Origin of the sequence: Pseudomonas rhodesiae, from assembly GCF_013285305.1 — a bacterium.
In the GTDB taxonomy this organism is placed as follows: domain Bacteria; phylum Pseudomonadota; class Gammaproteobacteria; order Pseudomonadales; family Pseudomonadaceae; genus Aquipseudomonas; species Aquipseudomonas rhodesiae.
Genome location: NZ_CP054205.1, coordinates 5,577,793 through 5,600,417, shown reverse-complemented (window position 1 = coordinate 5,600,417; position 22,625 = coordinate 5,577,793). Strand labels below are relative to the sequence as shown.

The 22,625-nt window shown below is 61.5% G+C and carries 28 protein-coding genes; 10 read left to right on the top strand and 18 right to left on the bottom strand.

Annotation, left to right across the window (positions count from 1 at the left end; all coding sequences use genetic code 11):
* Positions 1–53 precede the first annotated feature (53 nt).
* Positions 54–776 (bottom strand): monofunctional biosynthetic peptidoglycan transglycosylase, encoded by a 723-nt coding sequence (gene mtgA / locus HRH33_RS25460; protein WP_167417038.1) that lies wholly within the window; start codon positions 774–776, stop codon positions 54–56.
* Between the two features lie 73 nt (positions 777–849).
* Here mtgA and HRH33_RS25455 point away from each other — a divergent pair, with 73 nt between their 5' ends.
* The 4 genes from HRH33_RS25455 to trmB all read left to right on the top strand — a co-directional run bounded on the left by HRH33_RS25455 (position 850) and on the right by trmB (position 3,099).
* The gene (locus HRH33_RS25455) at positions 850–1,230 is read left to right on the top strand and encodes a DUF423 domain-containing protein (protein WP_034139680.1); all 381 of its coding nucleotides are present in this window, start codon (positions 850–852) and stop codon (positions 1,228–1,230) included.
* A gap of 71 nt (positions 1,231–1,301) precedes the next feature.
* On the top strand, positions 1,302–1,502 hold the full coding sequence (thiS, locus tag HRH33_RS25450; RefSeq protein WP_167417039.1) for a sulfur carrier protein ThiS: 201 nt from the start codon (positions 1,302–1,304) through the stop codon (positions 1,500–1,502).
* A gap of 67 nt (positions 1,503–1,569) precedes the next feature.
* Positions 1,570–2,364, top strand: coding sequence for a thiazole synthase (locus tag HRH33_RS25445; protein WP_034101284.1), 795 nt, complete (start codon positions 1,570–1,572; stop codon positions 2,362–2,364).
* Between the two features lie 9 nt (positions 2,365–2,373).
* The gene (gene trmB / locus HRH33_RS25440; RefSeq protein WP_034101282.1) at positions 2,374–3,099 is read left to right on the top strand and encodes a tRNA (guanosine(46)-N7)-methyltransferase TrmB; all 726 of its coding nucleotides are present in this window, start codon (positions 2,374–2,376) and stop codon (positions 3,097–3,099) included.
* Positions 3,100–3,177: 78 nt separating this feature from the next.
* Here the strand turns inward: trmB and HRH33_RS25435 are convergent, their stop codons facing one another.
* From HRH33_RS25435 to HRH33_RS25395, 9 genes are all read right to left on the bottom strand, one after another.
* Complete coding sequence (locus HRH33_RS25435) at positions 3,178–3,501, bottom strand: DUF3392 domain-containing protein (RefSeq protein ID WP_016972961.1); 324 nt, start codon at positions 3,499–3,501, stop codon at positions 3,178–3,180.
* A 17-nt stretch (positions 3,502–3,518) separates the two neighbouring features.
* Positions 3,519–4,721, bottom strand: a complete 1,203-nt coding sequence (gene hemW / locus HRH33_RS25430) for a radical SAM family heme chaperone HemW (RefSeq protein ID WP_243269803.1) — start codon at positions 4,719–4,721, stop codon at positions 3,519–3,521.
* On the bottom strand, positions 4,718–5,314 hold the full coding sequence (gene rdgB, locus HRH33_RS25425) for an RdgB/HAM1 family non-canonical purine NTP pyrophosphatase (RefSeq protein ID WP_167417040.1): 597 nt from the start codon (positions 5,312–5,314) through the stop codon (positions 4,718–4,720). The genes hemW and rdgB overlap by 4 nt, the downstream gene beginning before the upstream one ends.
* On the bottom strand, positions 5,311–5,745 hold the full coding sequence (locus HRH33_RS25420; protein WP_034101278.1) for a DUF4426 domain-containing protein: 435 nt from the start codon (positions 5,743–5,745) through the stop codon (positions 5,311–5,313). The genes rdgB and HRH33_RS25420 overlap by 4 nt, the downstream gene beginning before the upstream one ends.
* A 21-nt stretch (positions 5,746–5,766) precedes the next feature.
* Positions 5,767–6,387: a methionine biosynthesis protein MetW gene (gene metW / locus HRH33_RS25415; RefSeq protein WP_034101277.1), complete on the bottom strand. Its 621-nt coding sequence runs from the start codon at positions 6,385–6,387 to the stop codon at positions 5,767–5,769.
* Between the two features lie 7 nt (positions 6,388–6,394).
* A complete protein-coding gene (gene metX, locus HRH33_RS25410) occupies positions 6,395–7,534 on the bottom strand; it encodes a homoserine O-succinyltransferase MetX (RefSeq protein ID WP_034139676.1) in 1,140 nt (379 codons plus the stop codon).
* A 140-nt stretch (positions 7,535–7,674) separates the two neighbouring features.
* Positions 7,675–8,262, bottom strand: coding sequence for a YggT family protein (locus HRH33_RS25405; protein ID WP_034101273.1), 588 nt, complete (start codon positions 8,260–8,262; stop codon positions 7,675–7,677).
* A gap of 24 nt (positions 8,263–8,286) precedes the next feature.
* Complete coding sequence (proC, locus tag HRH33_RS25400) at positions 8,287–9,105, bottom strand: pyrroline-5-carboxylate reductase (protein WP_094064303.1); 819 nt, start codon at positions 9,103–9,105, stop codon at positions 8,287–8,289.
* Positions 9,106–9,138: 33 nt separating this feature from the next.
* Complete coding sequence (locus HRH33_RS25395) at positions 9,139–9,825, bottom strand: YggS family pyridoxal phosphate-dependent enzyme (RefSeq protein ID WP_167417041.1); 687 nt, start codon at positions 9,823–9,825, stop codon at positions 9,139–9,141.
* A gap of 57 nt (positions 9,826–9,882) precedes the next feature.
* On the opposite strand from HRH33_RS25395, the gene HRH33_RS25390 reads away from it, so the two are divergent.
* Positions 9,883–10,917, top strand: a complete 1,035-nt coding sequence (locus HRH33_RS25390; RefSeq protein WP_167417042.1) for a type IV pilus twitching motility protein PilT — start codon at positions 9,883–9,885, stop codon at positions 10,915–10,917.
* A gap of 81 nt (positions 10,918–10,998) precedes the next feature.
* Here HRH33_RS25390 and HRH33_RS25385 read toward each other — a convergent pair whose 3' ends face one another.
* Positions 10,999–11,637, bottom strand: a complete 639-nt coding sequence (locus HRH33_RS25385; protein ID WP_034101269.1) for a C40 family peptidase — start codon at positions 11,635–11,637, stop codon at positions 10,999–11,001.
* 250 nt (positions 11,638–11,887) lie between these two features.
* Here HRH33_RS25385 and HRH33_RS25380 point away from each other — a divergent pair, with 250 nt between their 5' ends.
* Entirely contained in the window at positions 11,888–12,316 is a 429-nt protein-coding gene (locus HRH33_RS25380; RefSeq protein ID WP_034101268.1) for an NINE protein, read from the top strand.
* Positions 12,317–12,378: 62 nt separating this feature from the next.
* Here the strand turns inward: HRH33_RS25380 and HRH33_RS25375 are convergent, their stop codons facing one another.
* The 7 genes from HRH33_RS25375 to gshB all read right to left on the bottom strand — a co-directional run bounded on the left by HRH33_RS25375 (position 12,379) and on the right by gshB (position 18,929).
* Positions 12,379–13,650, bottom strand: a complete 1,272-nt coding sequence (locus tag HRH33_RS25375) for a dihydroorotase (protein ID WP_047881716.1) — start codon at positions 13,648–13,650, stop codon at positions 12,379–12,381.
* Positions 13,647–14,651, bottom strand: coding sequence for an aspartate carbamoyltransferase catalytic subunit (locus HRH33_RS25370; RefSeq protein WP_034101265.1), 1,005 nt, complete (start codon positions 14,649–14,651; stop codon positions 13,647–13,649). The genes HRH33_RS25375 and HRH33_RS25370 overlap by 4 nt, the downstream gene beginning before the upstream one ends.
* Positions 14,652–14,675: 24 nt before the next feature.
* Positions 14,676–15,182, bottom strand: coding sequence for a bifunctional pyr operon transcriptional regulator/uracil phosphoribosyltransferase PyrR (pyrR, locus tag HRH33_RS25365; RefSeq protein ID WP_034139672.1), 507 nt, complete (start codon positions 15,180–15,182; stop codon positions 14,676–14,678).
* 82 nt (positions 15,183–15,264) lie between these two features.
* Complete coding sequence (ruvX, locus tag HRH33_RS25360; protein WP_003176676.1) at positions 15,265–15,702, bottom strand: Holliday junction resolvase RuvX; 438 nt, start codon at positions 15,700–15,702, stop codon at positions 15,265–15,267.
* Positions 15,702–16,271 (bottom strand): YqgE/AlgH family protein, encoded by a 570-nt coding sequence (locus HRH33_RS25355; protein ID WP_034139671.1) that lies wholly within the window; start codon positions 16,269–16,271, stop codon positions 15,702–15,704. Before HRH33_RS25355 ends, ruvX begins: the two co-directional genes overlap by 1 nt.
* Before the next feature lie 54 nt (positions 16,272–16,325).
* The gene (locus HRH33_RS25350; RefSeq protein ID WP_034139909.1) at positions 16,326–17,231 is read right to left on the bottom strand and encodes an energy transducer TonB; all 906 of its coding nucleotides are present in this window, start codon (positions 17,229–17,231) and stop codon (positions 16,326–16,328) included.
* Positions 17,232–17,957: 726 nt separating this feature from the next.
* Positions 17,958–18,929: a glutathione synthase gene (gene gshB / locus HRH33_RS25345; protein ID WP_167417841.1), complete on the bottom strand. Its 972-nt coding sequence runs from the start codon at positions 18,927–18,929 to the stop codon at positions 17,958–17,960.
* Positions 18,930–19,167: 238 nt separating this feature from the next.
* On the opposite strand from gshB, the gene pilG reads away from it, so the two are divergent.
* Genes pilG through HRH33_RS25325 form a run of 4 tightly spaced genes read left to right on the top strand, consistent with a single transcriptional unit; the run spans position 19,168 to position 22,573 of the window.
* A complete protein-coding gene (gene pilG / locus HRH33_RS25340) occupies positions 19,168–19,575 on the top strand; it encodes a twitching motility response regulator PilG (protein ID WP_034101259.1) in 408 nt (135 codons plus the stop codon).
* Between the two features lie 47 nt (positions 19,576–19,622).
* Positions 19,623–19,988: a twitching motility response regulator PilH gene (gene pilH / locus HRH33_RS25335; RefSeq protein WP_034101258.1), complete on the top strand. Its 366-nt coding sequence runs from the start codon at positions 19,623–19,625 to the stop codon at positions 19,986–19,988.
* Positions 19,989–20,000: 12 nt separating this feature from the next.
* A complete protein-coding gene (locus tag HRH33_RS25330) occupies positions 20,001–20,525 on the top strand; it encodes a chemotaxis protein CheW (RefSeq protein ID WP_034101257.1) in 525 nt (174 codons plus the stop codon).
* Positions 20,522–22,573 (top strand): methyl-accepting chemotaxis protein, encoded by a 2,052-nt coding sequence (locus tag HRH33_RS25325; protein ID WP_167417840.1) that lies wholly within the window; start codon positions 20,522–20,524, stop codon positions 22,571–22,573. The genes HRH33_RS25330 and HRH33_RS25325 overlap by 4 nt, the downstream gene beginning before the upstream one ends.
* Positions 22,574–22,625 lie beyond the last annotated feature (52 nt).

The window sequence follows — 22,625 nt, the reverse complement described above, 5'->3', positions numbered from 1 at the left end:
CTGGCACTCCGTCATCGAGGGCAAGCCCCCTCCTGCATTTGTTCTGTGTTGAGTCAGTCGGACCAGGGGGCTTTTCGCGCGTTGTTCAGTTCCGCCAGATAACCATCCCCGCCCAGCTGGCTCATCTGTTGTCGAATCCACGCCGCGCGTCGCGCCACGTACGCTGTTGGGTGACTGGCACTCCACACGCGAGGGTTAGGCAGAACGGCCGCCAGATAGCTGGCCTGCTGACGGGTAAGCCCTTTGGCACTCACTCCAAAGTGATGCCGCGCCGCCGCTTCCGCGCCAAACACCCCGTCGTCCCATTCCACGCTGTTGAGGTATACCTCAAGAATCCGTTGCTTGGGCCACAGCACCTCGATCAGTCCGGTAAACCACGCTTCCAGGCCTTTGCGCAGGTAACTGCGGCCGGACCAGAGGAACAAATTCTTCGACACCTGCTGGCTCAATGTGCTGGCGCCGCGTATCGAGCCGCCGCGCTCGTTGTGAGCTAATGCCGCTTGGATCGCGCCGAAATCAAAGCCCCAATGCTGTGGGAAACGTTGATCTTCGCCGGCTATCACCGCCACCTTGAGCTCGTCGGAGATCTCATTCCATGGCACCCAGGTGCGCTGCAGGTCGATGGGCTCGTCGTCGACCCAAGACTCGATCTTGCGCTCCACCATCAGCGCAGTGAACGGCGGTGGGACGACACGGAACAGCAGCACCAGCAACACACTGCCAATGGCAAACCATTTCACGACTTTGAGTAAGCGACTGAAGAGGACACGCAGCATAGAGATGGCTTGGCCGAACCCGTTGAGCGGGCCATTATACAGACCCTGCCCGATGAGTCTGACTGGAGTTCCCATGCTGCGTAGTTTTCTGATGTTGGCTGCCTTTTTTGGCTTCACGGGCGTTGCTCTTGGCGCCTTCGCCGCCCATGGCCTGAAAAACCGCCTGAGCGCCGATTATCTGGCGATCTTCCACACCGGCGTAACCTACCAGTTGGTGCATACCCTGGCACTGTTCGGCGTTGCTTTGCTGGCCGCTCACATTCCCGGTCGGCTGGTGACCTGGGCGGGCGTGTCGTTTGTCGTCGGCATCCTGCTGTTCTCCGGCAGCCTGTATGTGCTGACCATGACCGGTATCAGCAAGCTCGGCATCATCACCCCCTTCGGTGGCCTGGCCTTTCTGCTTGGCTGGTTCTTTCTGGGCCTGGCTGCCTGGCGCATGCAACTGACCGCTTGACGCTTGGAGCTGACCTTTGGCGGCCAATCGAGCTAGAATGCGGGCCCCTTAAAACGATGGCGGCCCGTGGCATGCGCATTCAGTTGAACGGCGAATCCTTTGAACTGCCCGACGGTGAAACCGTCGCGGCCCTGCTGACCCGCCTGGACTTGACCGGGCGTCGCGTCGCAGTGGAACTCAACCAGGACATCGTCCCGCGTAGCCAGCACGAGGGCACCACGTTGAGCGACGGCGACCAGGTCGAAGTGGTCCACGCCATCGGCGGCGGCTAGTCGCCCCCTTGGCGCGATGGCGCCGCCCCGGATTCTGCAGAACCTCACCCCATTACGAGGATTTCCCATGAGCATCGTTCGTAACGACAAGCCCTTCGTCCTGGCCGGCCGTACCTACCAGTCCCGTCTGCTGGTCGGCACCGGCAAGTACCGCGACATGGAAGAAACACGCCTGGCCATCGAAGCCTCCGGTGCCGAAATCGTGACCTTCGCCGTACGCCGCACCAACCTCGGCCAGATCGAGGGCGAGCCGAACCTACTCGAAGTGCTGTCGCCGGACCGCTACACCTTCTTGCCGAACACCGCCGGTTGCTACGACGCCGTCGAAGCCGTGCGCACCTGTCGCTTGGCCCGTGAGCTGCTCGACGGTCATAACCTGGTCAAGCTGGAAGTGCTGGCCGACCAGAAAACCCTGTTCCCCAACGTGATCGAAACCCTCAAGGCCGCCGAAACCCTGGTCAAGGAAGGTTTCGACGTGATGGTCTACACCAGCGATGACCCAATCATCGCGCGCCAATTGGCCGAGATCGGCTGTATCGCGGTGATGCCGCTGGCCGGCCTGATCGGTTCAGGCCTGGGAATCTGCAATCCCTACAACCTGCAGATCATCCTCGAAGAAGCCACGATCCCGGTATTGGTGGATGCGGGCGTTGGCACCGCCTCCGACGCGACCATTGCCATGGAATTGGGCTGCGACGCGGTACTGATGAACTCGGCCATCGCCCATGCCCAGCAACCGATCATGATGGCCGAAGCCATGAACCACGCCATCGTCGCGGGTCGCCTGGCCTACCTCGCCGGGCGCATGCCGAAAAAACTCTATGCCAGCGCCTCTTCGCCGCTGGATGGTCTGATCAAGTAAGAGCCATTGATGACTGAATCACACGAAACGCCGAACACACCCGAAGCCGACGACGCGTCCAAGCACCGCCGCATCAAGAGTTTTGTGATGCGCGCCGGTCGCATGACCGAAGGCCAGCAAAAGGGCCTGGAGCAAGGTGCGCCGCTGTTCGTGCTGCCGCTTGCCGACGCGCCGGTGGACTATGACCAGGTGTTCGGCCGTTCGGCCCCGCGTTCCCTGGAGATCGGCTTCGGCATGGGCCATTCCTTGCTGGAAATGGCCGCCGCTGCGCCGGACCAGGATTTCATCGGGGTGGAAGTGCACCGTCCGGGTGTCGGCGCGCTGCTCAACGGCGTGCTAACCCAGGGCCTGACCAATCTTCGGGTGTACGACTGCGACGCGATCGAGGTGCTTAACCGCTGCATCGCCGACAATAGCCTCGACCGCTTGATGCTGTTCTTCCCCGATCCATGGCACAAAGCCCGTCACCACAAGCGCCGCATCGTGCAGGCTTCCTTCGCGGAGCTGGTACGCAGCAAGCTGAAAGTGGGCGGCATCCTGCACATGGCCACCGACTGGGAGCCCTACGCGGAGTACATGCTGGAAGTGATGAACGTCGCCCCCGGCTACCGCAACCTGGCCGAAGACGGCAAATGCGTACCGCGCCCGGCCGAACGCCCTATTACCAAGTTCGAACGCCGTGGCGAGCGGTTGGGGCATGGAGTGTGGGATTTGAAGTTCGAGAAGTTGGCGTAACGCGCTACTGACTTGAAAGGCAACTCAATGTGGGAGGGGACAAGCCCCCTCCCACATTTTTTTGTGTTGGATTTGAGATCAGCGGCGATCCGCGACGACCCCAATCAACACCAGCACCACCACCAGCACCGGCGCCAGGCTGTAGTTGTTGAACTGGCTCAACCCGCGCACGATCCACGGGGTGGCGTAGATCAGCGCGGCGCCGCTGCCGATCATGCAGACCAGCGCCATCAAGGGCACGCGCAAGGCGCCGGCGATGCTGCCCAGGCGGGCTTCGACCCAGCCTTTGATGTCGGCGCCGAACAGCACCAGCAAGCAGCCGACCAGTGCCAGGGAGATTTCCGATAGGTTGCTGCGGCTCCAGCGGGATACGGTGGCGAGCAGGTCGAGTACCAAATCCATTCGAATTCCTTAGAGCGTCAGCTCAAAAACTTCTGCAACAGGTCATTGAGAAAGAGTTGCCCGCGGTCGGTCGCCGCCAGGCGTGACGGTTCGACCTGCATTAAGCCGCTTTGTTCTGCGTCGCGGCGCCCTTCGTCGAGGCTGGCCAGGTCCAGGCCTGTGCGCTCTGTGTAGAGCCTGGCGTCGATACCATCGGTGAGGCGCAGGGCGTTCATCAGGAACTCGAATGGCAGTTCTTCGTTGGTCAGCTCCTTCGCGCCGGCCTGGAAACTTTTGGACGGGTTGAGGTAGTCCTTCGGTGCGCGGGTTTTCCAGGTGCGCACGATGCGCCCATCCGGATGGCTGAGCTTGCCGTGGGCCCCGGCGCCGATGCCGATAAAGTCGCCAAAGCTCCAGTAGTTGAGGTTATGCCGCGCCGGGCGCCCCGGTTGGGCATAGGCCGACACTTCATATTGCGCGTAACCGTGTTCAGCCAGCAGGGCCTGGCCGGCTTCCTGGATATCCCACAACGTGTCATCTTCCGGCAGCGCCGGCGGCTGGTTCCAGAACACCGTGTTGGGTTCCAGGGTCAGTTGGTACCACGACAAGTGCGTCGGTTTGAGCGCGATGGCCTGGCGCAGGTCGCTCAGGGCGTCATCCAGGGACTGATCGGGCAAGCCGTGCATCAGGTCCAGGTTGAAGTTATCGAAACCGGCCTGCCGCGCCATGCCGGCAGCGCGGATGGCCTCGTCGCCGTTGTGGATGCGGCCCAGGGCTTCGAGTTTGTCCTGCTGGAAACTCTGAATGCCGATGGACAAGCGATTGATCCCCAGCTTGCGATAGGCCACGAATTTCTCTTGCTCGAAGGTGCCGGGGTTGGCCTCCAGGGTGATCTCGATATCGTCGGCGAACGGGATGCGCGCTTGCACGCCCTCCAGCAGACGGCCCAGTGCCGTCGCGCTGAACAGGCTTGGAGTGCCGCCGCCGAAAAAGATCGAGCTCAATTCTCGGCCATAGACCGCGTGCAGATCCTGGTCGAGATCGGCCAGCAGGGCCTCCACATACGCCTCTTCCGGCAACGCCGGGCCGGCGGTGTGGGAGTTGAAGTCGCAATAGGGGCACTTGCGCACGCACCACGGGATATGGATGTACAGCGCCAAGGGCGGCAGCACCGGCAAGGCTGCCCGAGGTGTTTGCGCGCCGCCGTGGATCAGCGGCTGCGCGGAGGTGTTCTGGGTCATTTCAGGCCCAGGCGCTGGCGCAGCAACGCCATGGCACGGGCGCGATGGCTGATCTGGTTTTTGTCGGCCGGGCTCAGTTCGGCGCTGGAAACATTGCGCTCCGGCACCCAGAACAGCGGGTCATAGCCAAACCCATGCTCGCCACTGGCCGCGTGCAGGATGCGCCCGTGCCACAAGCCTTCGCAGAGGATCGGCAGCGGGTCATCGGCGTGCCGCACCAGCGCCAGAACGCAGACGAATTGCGCGCCGCGCTCGGCATCCGGTACGTCCTTAAGAGCATCGAGCAGCTTGGCGTTGTTGGCCGCGTCGCCCTTGCCGTCGGCATAGCGCGCCGAGTAGATGCCCGGGGCACCGCCTAGGAAGTCCACGGCCAGGCCCGAGTCATCCGCCAACGCCGGCAGGCCGGAGATGCGCGCGGCATTGCGGGCCTTGAGGATGGCATTCTCGACGAACGACAGGCCGGTTTCTTCCGGCTCCACCTGGCTGAATTCACCAATCGAGCGCAGTTGCACGGATTGACCGAGCATCGCCTGCAGTTCTTTGAGTTTGCCGGCGTTATGGCTGGCCAGTACCAGTTGATTAAGGTTCATCATTCGGCCGGAAACAGTTCTTGGTTGAATTGGAAGCTATGCGCTTTGCCGCCGGTTTCAACGTTGATGGTGAAGGTTTTGTATTCCCGCTGGGTCACTGAGTACGGCGCGAGATAGTTGATGCCACCTTTTTCGTTGATCTGCTTGAAGGTGAGGATTTCGCTCTTGCCGCCCAAATCCTTGATAGTGCCCGTTACTTGCGCGGCCACCGGGGTGACGCCCTTGATCACCGTGACGTTGATCAGACCTTTCTCTTTGCTGCGGACCACGCCGATGTTCTGGGCGGTCTCCGGTTGCAGGAAGCTGGAGGTGAAGGTGTTGTAGTGGACGGTGATATCACCGAAGTCTTTCTTGCGATTAGCGTCGATAGCGTCTGCGGCCATGGCGCTGGCGCCCAGGCACGCGGTCAATAGAAATACAGCCAGGCGGCTCATGAGCGTCCCTCTTGAAAGTGATTAGACGGCAATCTTGTGGTCGGCCAGACCGGGGCTGCTGACCCGGTAGATGCCAATTTCGCCCAACAGGTTGGGCCATAGTTTACTCGCCCAGCCGTGACGGTGCTGTTGGTCGACGGCGAGGCGGTTGATCACCTTGGCTTCCCGCTCACCGCATAGGGCTTCGAAGTCTTCGAAGGTGCAGAAGTGGATGTTCGGCGTGTTGTACCAGGTGTAGGGCAGGAAATCCGAAACTGGCATGCGGCCCTTGGTGGCCAGGTACCAGCGGCAGCGCCAATGCCCGAAATTGGGGAAGGTGATGATGCACTGACGGCCCACGCGCAGCATTTCGTCGAGGATGCGGTCCGGGTAATGCACGGCTTGCAGGGCCTGGGTCATCACCACGATGTCGAAGCTGTTGCTGGCAAAGTTGCCCAGGCCCTTGTCCAGGTCCTGCTCGATCACGTTGATGCCTTTGGCCACGCACTCGGCGATGTTGTCCGGGTCGTTTTCCAGGCCGTAACCGGTGACTTGCTTGTTGTCCCGCAGCCAGCTCAGCAGTTCGCCATCACCGCAGCCCAGGTCGAGCACGCGGCTGCCGGCGGGTATCCAGTCTTGGATGATTTCCAGGTCGGCTCTCATGGCGTTCTCACACAGTTATGCGGTTCATGTAGTTGCTAAAGGCCTGCAGGTAGCGCGGGATCGGGATCAGGAAGGCATCGTGGCCTTGCGGAGCATCGATCTCCAGGTAGCAGACATCCTTGCGCGCGGCCATCAGGGCGTCCACCAGCTCGCGGGAGCGGGCCGGCGAGAAACGCCAGTCAGTGGTGAACGACATCACGCAGAACTTGGCCTTAGCGGCTTCGAAGGTTCTCGCCAGGTCGTCATCAAATTGGGCGGCCGGGTCGAAGTAGTCTAAGGCCTTGGTCATCAACAGGTAGGTGTTGGCGTCGAAACGCCCGGAAAACTCCTCGCCCTGATAACGCAGGTAGCTTTCCACCTGGAACTCGACGCTGTGAAAGTCGTAGTTGAGCTTCTCGCTCTTGAGCCCACGGCCGAATTTCTCGCCCATGGAGTCATCGGACAGGTAAGTGATGTGGCCGACCATGCGCGCCAGCATCAGGCCGCGCTTGGGAATCACGCCGGCTTCCTGGAACGAGCCGCCGTGAAACTCGGGGTCAGTGAGGATGGCTTGGCGCGCCACTTCGTTGAAGGCGATGTTCTGCGCCGACAATTTGGGCGCCGAAGCGATAGCCAGGCAATGGCGCACGCGGTCCGGGTAGGTGATGGTCCATTGCAGCGCCTGCATGCCGCCCAGGCTGCCGCCGATCACCGCGGCCCATTGGCTGATGCCCAGCAGGTCGGCCAGGCGGGCCTGGCTGTGTACCCAGTCTTCCACGGTGAGCACCGGGAAATCGGCGCCAAATGGTTTGCCAGTTTCCGGGTTGAGGCTGCTGGGGCCGGTGGAGCCGTTGCAACCGCCGAGGTTGTTGAGGCTGACCACAAAGAACTTGTTGGTGTCGATGGGCTTGCCGGGGCCGATGCAACTGTCCCACCAGCCTGGCTTGCGCTCGTCGACGCTGTGGAAGCCCGCCGCATGATGATGGCCGGACAAGGCGTGGCAGATCAGCACGGCGTTGCTCGCCGTGGCGTTCAGTTGGCCGTAGGTTTCGTAGATCAGGTCATAGGCTGGCAGCGACCGGCCGCAGGCCAGGGCCAGCGGTTCGCTGAAGTGCGCCACTTGGGGCACCACCAGTCCAACAGAATCGGGGGGGAAGGCAGCTGGCATCGACCCTGCTCTCGTTTAAATGAGGCGTAAGTCTAAAGAGCGGGGACCCCAGCGGCAAGCAAAGGCCTGCATGGATGCAATCCAATGGCGCAGATACAAAAAGTGGGAGGGAGCAAGCTCCCTCCCACCGTTGCGGCGCGTCAGATCAGGCCAAACAGCTCTTTGGGCATGAATGCATAGAACGCCAGGCGCGGAATCACCCAACTCTGTATCAGTTGAATGGCAATAAACGCGAAGATCGGCGAAATATCCAGGCCGCCCAGGTTAGGGATCAGGCGACGGAACGGCGCCAACACTGGCTCGGTGATCTGGTAGACCAGTTCGGCGCCTGGGCTGCGGCTGCCTGGGGCCACCCAGGACAGGATCACGCTGATGATCATCGACCAGAACAGAATCTTCAGGAACAGCGAGAAGATACCGATCAGCGCCCAAGGCAACAGCAGCACCGTAAAGGCCTGGTAGCCGTTCAGCGTCAGCACCACCACGAACAACAGGATTTGCAGCAGCAGCGCCAGCACCAGCGACGACATGTCCAGCCCGAACAGGCTCGGGATCACCCGACGCAGCGGCTTGAGCAGCGGCTGGGTGGCCTTGACCACGAACTGGCACAGCGGGTTGTAGAAGTTCGCCCGCACCAGTTGCAGGATAAAGCGCATCAACACGATCAGCAGATACAGGCTGCCCAGGGTCTGGATGATGAAGATGAGGGCGTCATTGAGTCCAAGCATCATTAATTCCTTCGTAAGGGACGATTATTTGCCCAGTTGCTCGGCCAGCTCGGCCGAACGGTGTGCCGCGGCACCCAGGGCTTTCTCCACCAAGGCTTCAAAGCCACCGGCCTGGAACGCTTCGATGGCGGCCTGGGTGGTGCCACCCGGCGAGGTCACGCGGCGGCGCAACTCTGCGGCGTCCACATCGCTGGACACGGCCATATGCGCGGCGCCCAGGGCCGTCTGCTCGGCCAGTTGCTCGGCGACGTCCTTGGGCAGGCCCAGTTTCACGCCGGCGGCGGTCATGGATTCGATGAGTAGAAAGAAATACGCCGGGCCGCTGCCGGACACGGCGGTGACTGCGTCCAGTTGCTGCTCCTGCTCCAGCCACAGGGCAATGCCCACGGCGGACAGCAGTTCCTGCGCCTGGTCGCGCTGTTCGGCGCTCACTTGGGCGGTGGCATACAGCCCGCTCACGCCCTGGCGCACCAGCGCCGGGGTGTTGGGCATGCAACGTACGATCGGCTGTGCGCCAAGCCAGGCGTTCATGCTGGCGCAGGTGATGCCGGCGGCGATGGACACCACCAACTGATGCGGCTGCAGATGGGGGCGCAGGCTTTCGCACACCGCTTTCATGGCCTGCGGCTTGACCGCCAGTACGATCACGTCGACGCCACGGATGGCCTCGGCGTTATCGGCGAAGGTTTCGATGCCGTGCTCGGCGCTGACGCGGGCACGGGTGTCGGCGCCCGGATCGCTGGCGCGGATCTGCGCCGGCTCCAGCCCCTTGGCCCGTAGACCGCCGATCAGACTGGCCGCCATGTTACCGGCGCCGATAAAGGCAATACGCGTGTTACTCATGACAGGTCCTTACTCAGAGGGAAGTCAGCCATTTCATGGCTGGCCGTAGTCGCGGGCGCCAAACAGGGCAGTACCGATCCGCACCCAAGTGGCGCCTTGGGCGATGGCCGATTCAAGGTCGTGGCTCATGCCCATGGAAAGTGTGTCGAGCGGCAGATTCAGGCTGGCTTGCAGGTCGCGCACCGTGGCAAACGCGGCGTCTTGCGCGGCGCGATCATCGGTCGGCTCCGGAATAGCCATCAGGCCACGCAACGTCAGGCGCGGTAGGGCGCTGATGGCGTTGGCCAGTGCCGGCAAGTCGGCGGGCGTACAGCCGGACTTGCTGGCCTCACCGCTGACGTTGACCTGAATACAAATGTTCAGGGGCGGCAGCTCGGCTGGGCGTTGTTCGGACAGGCGTTGTGCAATTTTCAGACGGTCCACGGAATGCACCCAAGCGAAGTGCTCGGCGATCGCACGAGTCTTGTTCGATTGAATGGGGCCGATGAAGTGCCAACTCAAGGGCAGGTCGGTCAATTCGACCTGTTTGCTCAACGCCTCTTGCAGGTAATTCTCGCCAAAGTCACGCAGGCCGGCGGCGTAAGCTTCGCGCACGGCTTGCGCGGGTTTGGTCTTGCTCACGGCCAGCAAGTGGACGCTGTCGGGGTCACGTTGCACGGCCTCGGCCGCGGCGCGGATGCGCTGGCTAACCGCGCCAATGTTGTCTGCTATCGTCGACATTCAAGTTGCGCCCGTGGATATGGAGTCCGCGGCATTCTACTGGAAATGGAAAGCCCTATGGATATCACTCAATTGCTGGAGGCCAGCGTGCGCCGTGGCGCCTCCGACCTGCATTTATCGGCCGGCCTGGCGCCGATGCTACGTGTGGATGGAGAGGTTTGGCCGATGGACTGGCCGGCACTCTCTGCGCCCGAAGTGGCCGATCTGCTTAGCCCTTTGCTGAACAACTATCAGCAAAAGGATTTCGAAACATCTCTTGAAACGGATTTTGCGTTCGAATTGCCCGGCGTGGCGCGATTCCGCGTCAATGTGTTCCAACAGGACCGTGGCATGGGGGCCGTGTTTCGCACCATTCCCAACGAGGTGCTGAGTTTGGAGAGACTGGGCCTGGGCGATGTATTCCAGCGTATCGCCCAGTTGCCACGCGGTCTGGTGCTGGTGACCGGGCCTACCGGTTCAGGCAAGTCCACCACCCTGGCGGCGATGATCGACCACCTCAACCAGCACCGTCGCCAGCACATCCTGACCCTGGAAGACCCCATCGAATTTATCCATACGCCGAAAACCGCCCTGATCAATCAACGACAGGTGCACCGTGATACCCACAGTTTTTCAGTCGCGTTGCGCTCGGCCTTGCGGGAAGACCCGGATGTCATCCTGGTGGGGGAGCTGCGCGACCTGGAAACCATCCGCCTGGCATTGACCGCCGCCGAGACCGGGCACCTGGTGTTCGGCACCTTGCACACCACGTCGGCGGCGAAGACTGTGGATCGGCTGGTGGATGTCTTTCCCGCAGGGGAAAAGGCTATGGTGCGCTCGATGCTGTCGGAGTCGCTGCAAGCGGTGGTATCGCAAGTGTTAGTGAAAAAACTCGGCGGCGGGCGCGTGGCGGCTCATGAAATCATGCTGGGTACGCCAGCCATTCGTAATTTGATCCGCGAGGAAAAGGTGGCGCAGATGGTCTCCGCGATGCAGACCGGCGCGGCGTTGGGTATGAAGACACTGGATATGAGTTTGAAGGCGCTGGTTGCCCAGGGCGTGATCAGTCGGGACGAGGCGCGGGAGAAGGCGAGGGCGCCTGGAGATATCTGACGGTTTGTGGGTGACACAAATCAAATGTGGAAAGGGGCCAAAAGCCCCTTTCCACATTTACTACTGCATTTCAGCTCAGGATCAGCGTTGCACGATGCGCAGGTTGTTGTTCTGCTCTTTCGGCAGAACCCGCTTGGCAATCACGTAGTTCTTGTCCCAGAACGGCTTTTTCAGCGTGTCGATGCTCACCGACTTGCCACGCCGTGGCGCGTGGATGAAACGGTCATTGCCCAGGTAGATGGCAACGTGGTTGACCTGGCGGCTCTTCAACTTGAAGAACAGCAGATCGCCCGGTTTCAGGTCTTTGCGGTCGACCTTCAAGCCGTGGCCGGCAGCCATGGCGTTGGAGGTGCGTGGCAAATCCACCGCTTTTACATCGTTAAAGGCATATTTCACCAAACCACTGCAGTCGAACCCTTTACTTGGGCTGCTGCCGCCCCAACGATAAGGAGTACCGAGCACATTCACCGCGCGGCTGAGCACGTTGCTGCTCTGCTTGGTGTTGACGGCCATCAGGCCTGGCGTCGTTTTACCGTGGGCCTTGCTCAGTTGAGTCGGACGGCTGACGGTCGGCTTGGCCGCTTTGGCGGTGCTCGGTGTGCTGTGGACTTTAGGGGTGAAACCGTTGACGTTGGGAAGTCGTTGCTCACGATTGGTGGCGTGGGCGGCCAGTGGCATTAATAGGCAAATGGTTAGCCATGTCTTGAAAAATGGTCGCATTAGGCGTGGCTCTTATGGGTTTGCGCGCAACTTTATAACAGCTTTTTGTGTCGTTCTCAGGCCGTTTGTCGACTGAACCTTGGGGTCAAATTCAGGAAAAACGCGACGAATCGCCGCAATTGTCCTACACAGGTCAGGTGGCATAAGGCTTTCAGGGAAGCGAAGATACCATTTGCCGTACGTCGGGCGCCTGTAAAAAAGTCACAAAGAAAGTGAAAAAATTTATCTATCGAGGCAAAAGAGGTACGCGATGAACACCTATCAACAGATTGGTCCGCAGCAAGATACCCACAGCAAGGTGATTGGTTACCTGCTCTGGATTTTCGGTTTTACCGGTGCCCATCGCTTTTATTACGGCAAGCCCGTGACCGGCACGATCTGGTTTTTCACGTTTGGTTTGCTGGGTATCGGTTGGTTGATCGACCTGTTTCTGATCCCCGCCATGGACCGCGAAGCTGACCTGCGATTTACTGCCGGGCCCATCGAATACAACGTCGCATGGATACTGTTGGCATTTCTAGGCGTATTCGGCGTGCACCGCATGTACCAGGGCAAATGGATCACCGGGCTGATCTACCTGCTGACCGGTGGTTTATTCCTGGTGGGGGTGTTGTATGACTTCTGGACGTTGAATACCCAGATATCCATCCGCAATGCCGAGCGCAATAACGGGCGCTGATCTCTCAAGCTGAAAAGGTGGGAGGGGCCAAGCTCCCTCCCACCCTTTTTCGCGACGACCTTTTAGGCCTGGTAGCTGATGCGCCCATCCACCAAGGTATAGCGCACGCTCGCAGGCAGGCTATGGCCGACGAACGGGCAGTTCTCGCCCTTGGACAGCCACTGCTCGCCCACCACGGTGGAGCGGGCCGGATCAAACAGCACCAGGTCCGCCGCCGCCCCCACCGCCAACTTGCCCGCCGGCAGGCGCAATGCCTCGGCAGGCCCGCTGCTCAAGCGTGCCAGCAGCGTCGGCAGGTCCAGCAAGCCTTCTTCCACCAATGTCATCGCCAGTGGCAACAACAGCTCGACGCTGCTGATGCCGGGCTCGGTCGCGCCGAACGGTGCCAGTTTGGCATCGCGCTCGTGGGGTTGGTGATGGCTGGATATCGCCGAGACCACGCCGGACTTCACCGCTGCGCGCAAACCGTCACGGTCGGCCAGGGTGCGCAGGGGCGGTTGTACGTGGTACAGGCTGGAGAAGTCGATCAGCGCCTCATCCGTCAGGATCAACTGATACAACGCCACATCCGCCGTCACCGGCAAACCGCGGGCCTGGGCCTGGGCGATCAGGGCCACGCCCCGGGCGCTGGTCAGTTGGCTGAAATGCGCGCGCACGCCGCTTTGTTCCACCAGCAGCAGGTCACGGGCCAGGGCCACGGTCTCGGCGGTTTCGGGAATGCCCGGCAGGCCGAGGAAGCTGGCCACGGCGCCTTCATGGGCCAGGCCGCCTTCGGCCAGGTCGCGGTCCTGGGAGTGGAAGATCACCGTCAGGTCGAAGGTGGCCGCGTATTCCAAAGCGCGGCACAGGGTGCGGGTGCTGCGGAAACTTTCCAGGCCGTTGCCGAACGCCACGCAACCGGCATCGCGCAGGGCAATCAGCTCGGCCAGTTGCTCGCCCTCCAAGCCTTTGCTCAGGGCGCCGATGGGGAATACTTTGCAATTGCCGGCTTCGCGGGCGCGGTCCAGGATCAGCTCGGTCACCGCCGAAGTGTCCAGGATCGGCTTGGTGTGCGGCGGGCAGCACAAGCTGGTCACGCCACCGGCGGCGGCGGCGCGGGTTTCGCTGGCGATGCTGCCTTTGCGACTGTAACCCGGCTCGCGCAGGGCGACGTTCAGGTCCACCAGGCCAGGTGCGGCCACCAGGCCTTTGGCGTCGATAACCTGACCGGCACTGAAACCGCCAGGGGCGGCGCCGATGGCGATGATCTTGCCGGCTTCCACATGAAGATCGGTGATTTGATCCAGGCCGCTGGCCGGATCGATGACTCGGGCGCCGAGAATGCTGAGCTTCACTGGGCGTTCTCCTGCTCGAATTGACGTTGCGCGGTTTGCCCGCTCATGGCCATGGACAGTACCGCCATGCGCACGGCGATGCCGTAGGTCACCTGGTTGAGGATCACCGATTGGTTGCCGTCGGCCACCGCCGACTCAATCTCCACCCCGCGGTTGATTGGCCCCGGGTGCATCACAATGGCATCCGGCTTAGCGCCGGCCAGGCGCGTGGTGGTCAGGCCGAACAGGCGGTAGAACTCGCCTTCGCTCGGCAGCAGGCCGCCGGCCATGCGCTCGCGTTGCAGGCGCAGCATGATGACCACGTCCACATCCTTGAGGCCTGCGGTCATGTCGGTGTAGACCTTCACGCCGTACTGCTCGATACCGATGGGTAGCAGGGTTTTCGGCGCGATTACGCGGATATCCGGGCAACCCAGAGCTTTCAGGGCCAGCATGTTCGAGCGTGCCACCCGCGAGTGCAGGATGTCGCCGACGATGGCCACCGAGAGGTTTTCAAAGCTGCCCTTGTGCCGACGGATCGTGAGCATGTCGAGCATACCCTGGGTCGGGTGGGCGTGACGGCCGTCGCCGCCGTTGATGATCGCCACCTGCGGGCAGACGTGTTCGGCGATGAAGTGCGCGGCGCCGGAGTCGCCGTGGCGCACCACGAACATGTCGGCGGCCATGGCTTCCAGGTTGCGCAGGGTGTCGAGCAGGGTTTCGCCCTTGCTCGCCGACGAGGTGGACACGTTCAGCGTGATCACGTCGGCCGATAGCCGCTGGGCCGCCAGTTCAAAGGTGGTGCGGGTGCGCGTGGAGTTCTCGAAGAACACATTGCAGATGGTTTTGCCGCGCAGCAACGGGACTTTCTTCACCGCCCGGCCGCCGACTTCGAGGAACGAATCGGCGGTGTCGAGGATTTCGGTGAGCAGTTCGCGGGGCAAACCGTCGAGGGACAAGAAGTGTTGCAACTGGCCCTGAGCATTGAGCTGCAGCGGGCGCTTGGCATCTAGAGGCGTCATCGCGGGGACTCTTTACAAGGCGGTTTAAGGGGCGAGGTCTTGCAGTTCGAGTTCGAGCGGCGTGGGACCGGACAATTTTACCCGCTGATGGGCCGCCAAAGACAGGGTGGCGCCCACCACATCGGGGCTGATCGGCAGCTCGCCGGCATCCAGATCCAGCAGGCACACCAAGGTGATGCTGGCCGGGCGGCCATAGTCGAACAATTCGTTCATGGCCGCGCGAATGGTGCGGCCGCTCATCAGCACGTCGTCGATCAGCACCAGGTGCTGGCCTTCGATCTCAAAGGGCAGGGCGGAGGGGCGCACTTGCGGGTGCAGGCCGTTCTGGCTGAAGTCGTCGCGGTAGAAGGACACATCCAGCGTGCCGAGTGGCGCGTCGCTGCCCAGCGCTTCGAGCAACGCCTGGGCGACCCATACGCCACCGGTGCGGATGCCGATAAAACGCGGTTCGCGGATGCCGCGGTGTTCCAGGTGCGCCTTGAGGCGTATCGCCATCTGGCTGATCAGTTCGGCGGGATTGGGCAGGCTCATGGTGGCTCCTTCTAGGCCTTGCGCGTCGAGGTGGCGGCAGGGTTCGGGCTCAAACGTAAAAAGACGCGGCAAGCCGCGTCAGTCAGGATTCAAATAAAGCAGTGTTTTCATCCAGCCAACCCTGCAACAGCAAGGCGGCGGCGATGGCATCCACGGGATTGTCGCGGTAGCTGCCCTTCTGCCCGCCACGGTCTCTGCGTTCACCTTTGGCTTCGAAGGTGGTCAGGCGTTCGTCGTGGGTATAGAAGGGGATGTTGTAGCGGCCATTGAGGCGGCGGGCGAACTTTTCCGCACGCAGGCACATATCGCTGGGCGTGCCGTCCATGTTCAAGGGCAGGCCGACCACCACGGCGTCGGGTTTCCATTCCTTGATCAGGGCTTCGACCTGATTCCAGTCCGGGATGCCGTTCTGGGCTTTGAGCGTGCACAGTTCGCGGGCCTGGCCGGTGATGACCTGGCCGACCGCCACGCCGATCTGCTTGGTGCCGTAGTCAAATCCGAGGATCAAGCGCAAAGCCATCAGGCGTGCCCCGCCTGGCTGGTCAACAAGTTGAGGTTGATCCCCAGCTTGGCCGCCGCTGCGTCCAGGCGCAGTTCGCTGGCGGTGCCGAACAGAATCTCGGCGTCAAACGGGCAGGTCAGCCAGGCGTTGCTGGCCAGCTCGGCTTCCAGTTGTCCTGCCTCCCAGCCGGCATAGCCGAGGGTGATCACACTGTGCTCGGGCCCCACGCCGTCGGCGATGGCGAACAATACGTCCTGGGAAGTGGACAGCGACACACCGTCCAGGTCCACCGTGGCCTGGAACGTTGGCCCGGTGGGGTGTAGCACGAAACCGCGATCGGTCTGCACCGGGCCGCCAATGTAGATCGGCACGCCCTGGCAACGAGCAGGCGGGTCTACTTCGGGGCGCAATTGCTCAAGGATATCGGCCAGGTTCAGCTCTTGCGGGCGATTGACGACCAACCCCATGGCACCCTTGGCGGTGTGCTCGACGATGTAGGTCAAGGTATGCGCAAAGTTCGGGTCGGCCATATGGGGCATGGCGATCAGGAATTGGTGCTTGAGGTAGGTCGGGCTAACATTTTTCATGCCCGCTAGTGTGGCGGCGCAGGGGCGAACTGACAAGCCGGGTGTGAGCGCTGATCAGTTGCTGGAAAGGCGATCGCCCCTGGCGAATTTCCAGGTGCGGATGATTTCCAGGCGGTCCACATCGTTCAAGTCCCCGGTAAAGGGCGCAAACGGCGCAGCCAGACGCACGATGCGTTGCGCGGCCTGGTCCAGCAGCGGCTGGCCGGAGGATTCCAGCACCTGCACCTCATACAGGGTGCCGTCGCGGTTGATCGACACCAATAGGCGCAAATTGCCGTAGATCTGCTGGCGGCGGGCCTCTTCCGGGTAATTCAAGTTGCCGATGCGCTCGACCTTCTTGCGCCATTCGTCCTTATACCAGGCGCCTTTGTCGCGCATGGTGGAGGCGGCGTTCAGGCGGTAGATACGCGGGCGCTTGGCGTACAGCTGTTGTTCGTTGGCCAGTTCGGCTTCCAGGCTGGAGATCTGATCGGACAACTGTGAGCTGTCGAACGTCGGCGCCGGTTTCACCGGTTCGGGCTGCGGCTCGGTCTTGGTCTTTTCGCGCGTGGTCGGGGCTTTCTGCGGCTTGGGGGCGACGGTGGTCACGGCCGCTTTGGGCGCAGCCTGTTTGACCTCGGGCTTGGGCGCTGGCGGCGGCGTGACTTTATTGACTTTGTTGTCCTGGAAAGGCGCCACTTCAGTGGTCTTGGGGATGGCTTTCTTGTCCAGCGTGCCGCTGCCTTGCTGGTTGTCCTGAGCAAGAAAATCGGCCTTCTCGGGTTTTTTTTCGCTTTTGAAGGTGGAGAGGGTGATTTCCAGGGTCTTGGTGATCTGCTTGGGCTCGACCATGGTGAAACCCACGCCGAGGAGGACGGCCAGGTGAATCAACGCCGCCAGGAACAGGGTGAAACCGAGCCGATCAGCCGGGCGCACGCCACTGTGGGAGAGTTCGGGGGGCAGCTCGGACGGGAGGGACATAAAAACCAACATCGCGTATTTCGAGGTTCGGCATGATAACGCAATGTTGGTTTTTAGCTTCATGCGACAAGTTACAAGCTACAAGCTTTGGCGCGGTCGGCCTTAAACTTGCCGCTTGGAGCTTGCCACCTGCAGCTTCGCGTCTACCACGGCCATCAACATTTCGCCGATGTTCGTGCCAAATGCGTTTCGGACCGGCGGGACATAAAAACCAATATCGCGTATTTCCAGGTTTGGCGTGATAAGGCAATGTTGGTTTTTAGCTTCATGCGACAAGCGACAAGCTACAAGCTTTGGCGCGGTCGGCCTTAAACTTGCCGCTTGGAGCTTGCCACCTGCAGCTTCGCGTCTACCGCGGCCATCAACATTTCGCCGATGTTCGTGCCAAATGCGTTTCGGACCGGCGGGACATAAAAACCAACATCGCGTATTTCGAGGTTCGGCGTGATAACGCAATGTTGGTTTTTAGCTTCATGCGACAAGCTACAAGTTACAAGCTACAAGCTTTGGCGCGGTCGGCCTTAAACTTGCCGCTTGGAGCTTGGCACCTGCAGCTTCGCGTCTACCACGGCCATCAACATTTCGCCGATGTTCGTGCCAAATGCGTTTCGGACCGGCGGGACATAAAACCAACATCGCGTATTTCGAGGTTCGGCATGATAACGCAATGTTGGTTTTTAGCTTCATGCGACAAGCTACAAGCTGCAAGCTTTGGCGCGGTCGGCCTTAAACTTGCCGCTTGGAGCTTGCCACCTGCAGCTTCGCGTCTATCGCGGCCATCAACATTTCGCCGATGTTCGTGCCAAATGCGTTGTCGATCTCGCGAATGCACGTCGGGCTGGTCACGTTGATTTCGGTGAGATGCTCGCCGATTACGTCCAGGCCGACAAACAGCAGACCTTTTTCCCGCAGGGTCGGGCCGACCTGGGCGGCGATCCAACGGTCCTTGTCCGACAGCGGCCGCGCCTCACCGCGCCCACCGGCGGCCAGGTTGCCACGGGTCTCGCCGGCGGCAGGAATGCGCGCCAGGCAGTAGTCCACCGGCTCGCCGTCGATCATCAGGATGCGCTTGTCGCCGTCCTTGATCGCCGGCAGGTATGCCTGGCCCATGATCTGCTGGCTACCCAGCACGGTCAGGGTTTCCAGGATCACCGACAGGTTGGGGTCACCAGCGCGGTGCCGGAAGATCGAAGTGCCGCCCATGCCGTCCAGGGGTTTGAGGATTACGTCGCCGTGCTTGGCGGCAAATTCACGCAGCACATCGGCGCGGCGGCTCACCACAGTGGGCGGGGTGCATTGTGGGAACAGGGTAGCGAACAGCTTTTCGTTGCAGTCGCGCAGGCTTTGCGGCTTGTTGACGATCAGCACGCCGTCGCGTTCGGCCTGCTCAAGCAGGTACGTGGAGTAGACGAATTCCATGTCGAACGGCGGGTCCTTGCGCATCAGGATCACGTCCAGGTCGCTCAGGGGGCTGTCGATTTCGTCTTGCAGTTCGAACCACTTTTCAGGGTTGGCGAACACCTGCAACGGGCGCATGCGTGCGCGGGCCAGGCCTTCACCCTGGTACAGGTCGCGCTGCTCCATATAGAACAGGGTCCAGCCGCGGGCCTGGGCGGCCAGGAGCATGGCCAGCGAGCTGTCCTTTTTATAGGAAATGCTGGCGATAGGGTCCATGACAATGCCGACGCGAACGCTCATGGGGGATTTCCTCTAGCAAATGGGGCGCATAAAAGTGGCGTCAGAGTGGCGCTGACGCTGTTGTGGGTCAAGGAAAAACCACCTGGCCAGTGCCTCGATAGATTGCTCCCCGAGACTGTGCTAAAAAGGCTGCCACGGCGCAGCAGCCCTTGAATTCCAAGGCTTGCGGCGTTCATCGTGGGCAATGTCAGGCAGTACACACCGAAAACCGATTCGCTGTGGCGATGGTAGAGCAGATATGGAACAGCATTCCAACGCCTTGAGAGTGATGGTGATCGACGATTCGAAAACGATCCGCCGCACCGCCGAGACGCTGTTGAAGAACGTGGGGTGCGATGTCATTACGGCCATCGACGGTTTCGATGCCCTGGCGCGGATCGTGGATCATCACCCGCACATCATCTTTGTCGACATCATGATGCCGCGCCTGGATGGCTATCAGACCTGCGCGCTGGTGAAGAACAACCCGGCGTTCAAGGCGATCCCGGTGATCATGCTGTCGTCCAAGGACGGCCTGTTCGATAAGGCCAAGGGACGCATCGTGGGGGTCGATCAGTTTTTGACCAAGCCTTTCAGCAAGGAAGAACTGCTGGGTGCAATCAAGGCCTATGTGCCTGGGTTCGCCGCAGTGGAACAAGCACACTGACGTCGCCTCACAAGGGCCGGCGCCGACCAATGTAGTGGGGAAAAACCATGGCACGTGTTCTGATCGTCGACGATTCGCCGACCGAAATGTACAAACTCACCGGCATGCTGGAAAAGCACGGCCACGAAGTGCTCAAGGCCGAAAACGGCGCGGACGGCGTGGCCCTGGCCCGCCAGGAAAAACCCGACGCCGTGCTGATGGACATCGTGATGCCGGGCCTCAATGGCTTCCAGGCCACCCGTCAGCTGTCCAAAGAGCCGGAAACCAACGGCATCCCAATCATCATCATCACCACCAAGGATCAGGAAACCGACAAAATCTGGGGCGCGCGCCAGGGTGCCAAGGATTACCTGACCAAACCGGTGGACGAAGACACCCTGATCGCCACCCTGAACAAGGTGCTGGCCGGCTGACGGCACGCCATCATGACCGAGTCGCAAACCGCCTTCGAGCTGTTGCTGGACATCGACCGCCGCTGCCGCCTGCTGGCCGCCGACCTGCCCTCCCAGGAGGCCGGCTTGCAGCGCTGGAGCGGGATCGGCTTTCGGGTGGGCGCCCATTGGTTCGTGGCGCCAATGGGAGAAGTCGCCGAAGTTTTGCATGAGCCACGTTGCACTTTAATGCCCGGGGTCAAGACCTGGGTACGAGGTGTGGCTAACCTGCGCGGGCGTTTATTGCCGGTGATGGACCTTGGTGGGTTCCTTGGCGAGGCGCTGTCCAGGGCGCGCAAGCAACGGCGGGTGCTGGTGGTGGAATTCAATGACCTGTTTGTTGGGTTGCTGGTGGACGAGGTGGTGGGCATGCAGCATTTCGCACAGGACGCCTTATTGGCCAACGCCGCGCCGGGCGCGCCGTTTATTCAGGGGCATTTCGACGGCGACCCGTCGTGGCAGGTCTTCAGCCCGTTCGCCCTGGCCCAGACGCCAGGTTTCATGGATGTTGCCCCATGACCACCGCGACCACCGTCAAACCCCAGGCCGGCTCGCGTAGCCGCTCGCAGATCATCGTGCTGTTTATCGCGCTGATCGTGTTCATCATGCTGTTGTTCGCCAACTTCGCCTACCTCAATACCCAGTCCACCTACGACAAACAGTACATCGGCCACGCCGGTGAATTGCGCGTGCTGTCCCAACGTATCGCCAAGAACGCCACCGAGGCCGCCGCCGGCAAAGCCGCGGCGTTCAAGCTGCTGGGCGAAGCGCGCAACGACTTTGCCCAGCGCTGGGGCTACCTGAAAAAAGGCGACCCGCAAACCGGCCTGCCCGCCGCCCCCAGCGCCGTGCGCGCCGAAATGCGTGCGGTGCAGACCGATTGGGAAGCCCTGCTGAAGAACACTGACGCGATTCTGGCCAGCGAGCAGACGGTGCTGTCCCTGCATCAAGTGGCCGCGACCCTGGCCGAAACCGTGCCGCAATTGCAGATGGAGTCGGAAAAGGTCGTCGAGATCCTGTTGCAGCGCGGCGCGCCCGCCAGCCAGGTGGCCGTGGCCCAGCGCCAATCGTTGCTGGCCGAACGTATCTTGGGCGCGGTCAACACCGTGCTGGCCGGCGACGAAACCGCCGTGCAAGCCGCCGACGCCTTTGGCCGTGACGCCAACCGCTTCGGCCAGGTGCTCAATGGCATGCTCAACGGCAACCCAGGACTGCGCATCACCCAGGTTGAAGACCGCGATGCCCGCGCGCGGCTGGCGGAAATCTCCGAGTTGTTCGAGTTCGTGTCCGGCTCGGTGGATGAAATCCTCGAAACCTCGCCGCAGTTGTTTCAGGTGCGCGCCTCGGCGAGCAATATCTTCAACCTGTCCCAGACCCTGCTCGATGAAGCCTCGCACCTGGCCACCGGTTTCGAGAACCTGGCCAGCGGGCGCAGCTTCGACACTATCGGCGGCTATGTGCTGGGCTTGCTGGCGCTGACCTCGATCATCCTGATCGGCCTGGTGATGGTGCGCGAGACCAATCGCCAACTGCACGAAACCGCCGAGAAGAACGAGCGCAATCAGAACGCGATCATGCGCCTGCTCGATGAAATCGAAGACCTCGCCGACGGCGATCTCACCGTGACGGCGTCGGTCACCGAAGACTTCACCGGCACCATCGCCGATTCCATCAACTACTCCGTGGATCAGTTGCGCGATCTGGTGGCCACCATCAACCTCACCGCCGGCCAAGTGGCCGGCGCGGTGCAGGAAACCCAGGCCACCGCCATGCACTTGGCCCAGGCGTCCGAGCACCAGGCTCAGCAGATCGCCGAGGCGTCCACCGCGATCAATCAGATGGCCCAGTCCATCGATCAGGTGTCGGCCAACGCCGCCGAATCCTCGGCCGTGGCCGAGCGCTCGGTGGAAATCGCCAACAAGGGCAATGAGGTGGTGCACAACACCATCCATGGCATGGACAACATTCGCGAACAGATCCAGGACACCGCCAAACGCATAAAGCGCCTGGGCGAATCGTCCCAGGAGATCGGCGATATCGTCAGCCTGATCGACGATATTGCCGACCAAACCAACATCCTCGCCCTGAATGCGGCGATCCAGGCCAGCATGGCCGGGGATGCCGGGCGTGGCTTCGCGGTGGTGGCCGATGAAGTGCAACGCCTGGCCGAGCGCTCGTCGGCCGCCACTCGGCAGATCGAGACCCTGGTGCGGGCGATCCAGGCCGACACCAACGAAGCCGTGATCTCCATGGAGCAGACCACCACCGAAGTGGTGCGCGGCGCGCGGTTGGCCCAGGACGCCGGGGTGGCGCTGGAGGAAATCGAAGGCGTGTCGAAAACCCTGGCGGCGCTGATCCAGAGCATTTCCAACGCGGCGCAACAGCAAACCTCGTCGGCGGGGCAGATCTCCCTGACCATGAATGTGATCCAGCAGATCACCACGCAGACCTCCTCGGGCTCCACCGCCACTGCCGAGAGCATCGGTAACCTGGCGAAGATGGCCAGCCAGTTACGCCGGTCGGTGTCGGGCTTCACCCTGCCGCCGCCCAAACCGATCGACAGTTGATAGGTACAGGTTTCAAGAACACCAGCAACTCATGAATTCAAAGCGGAGCAGT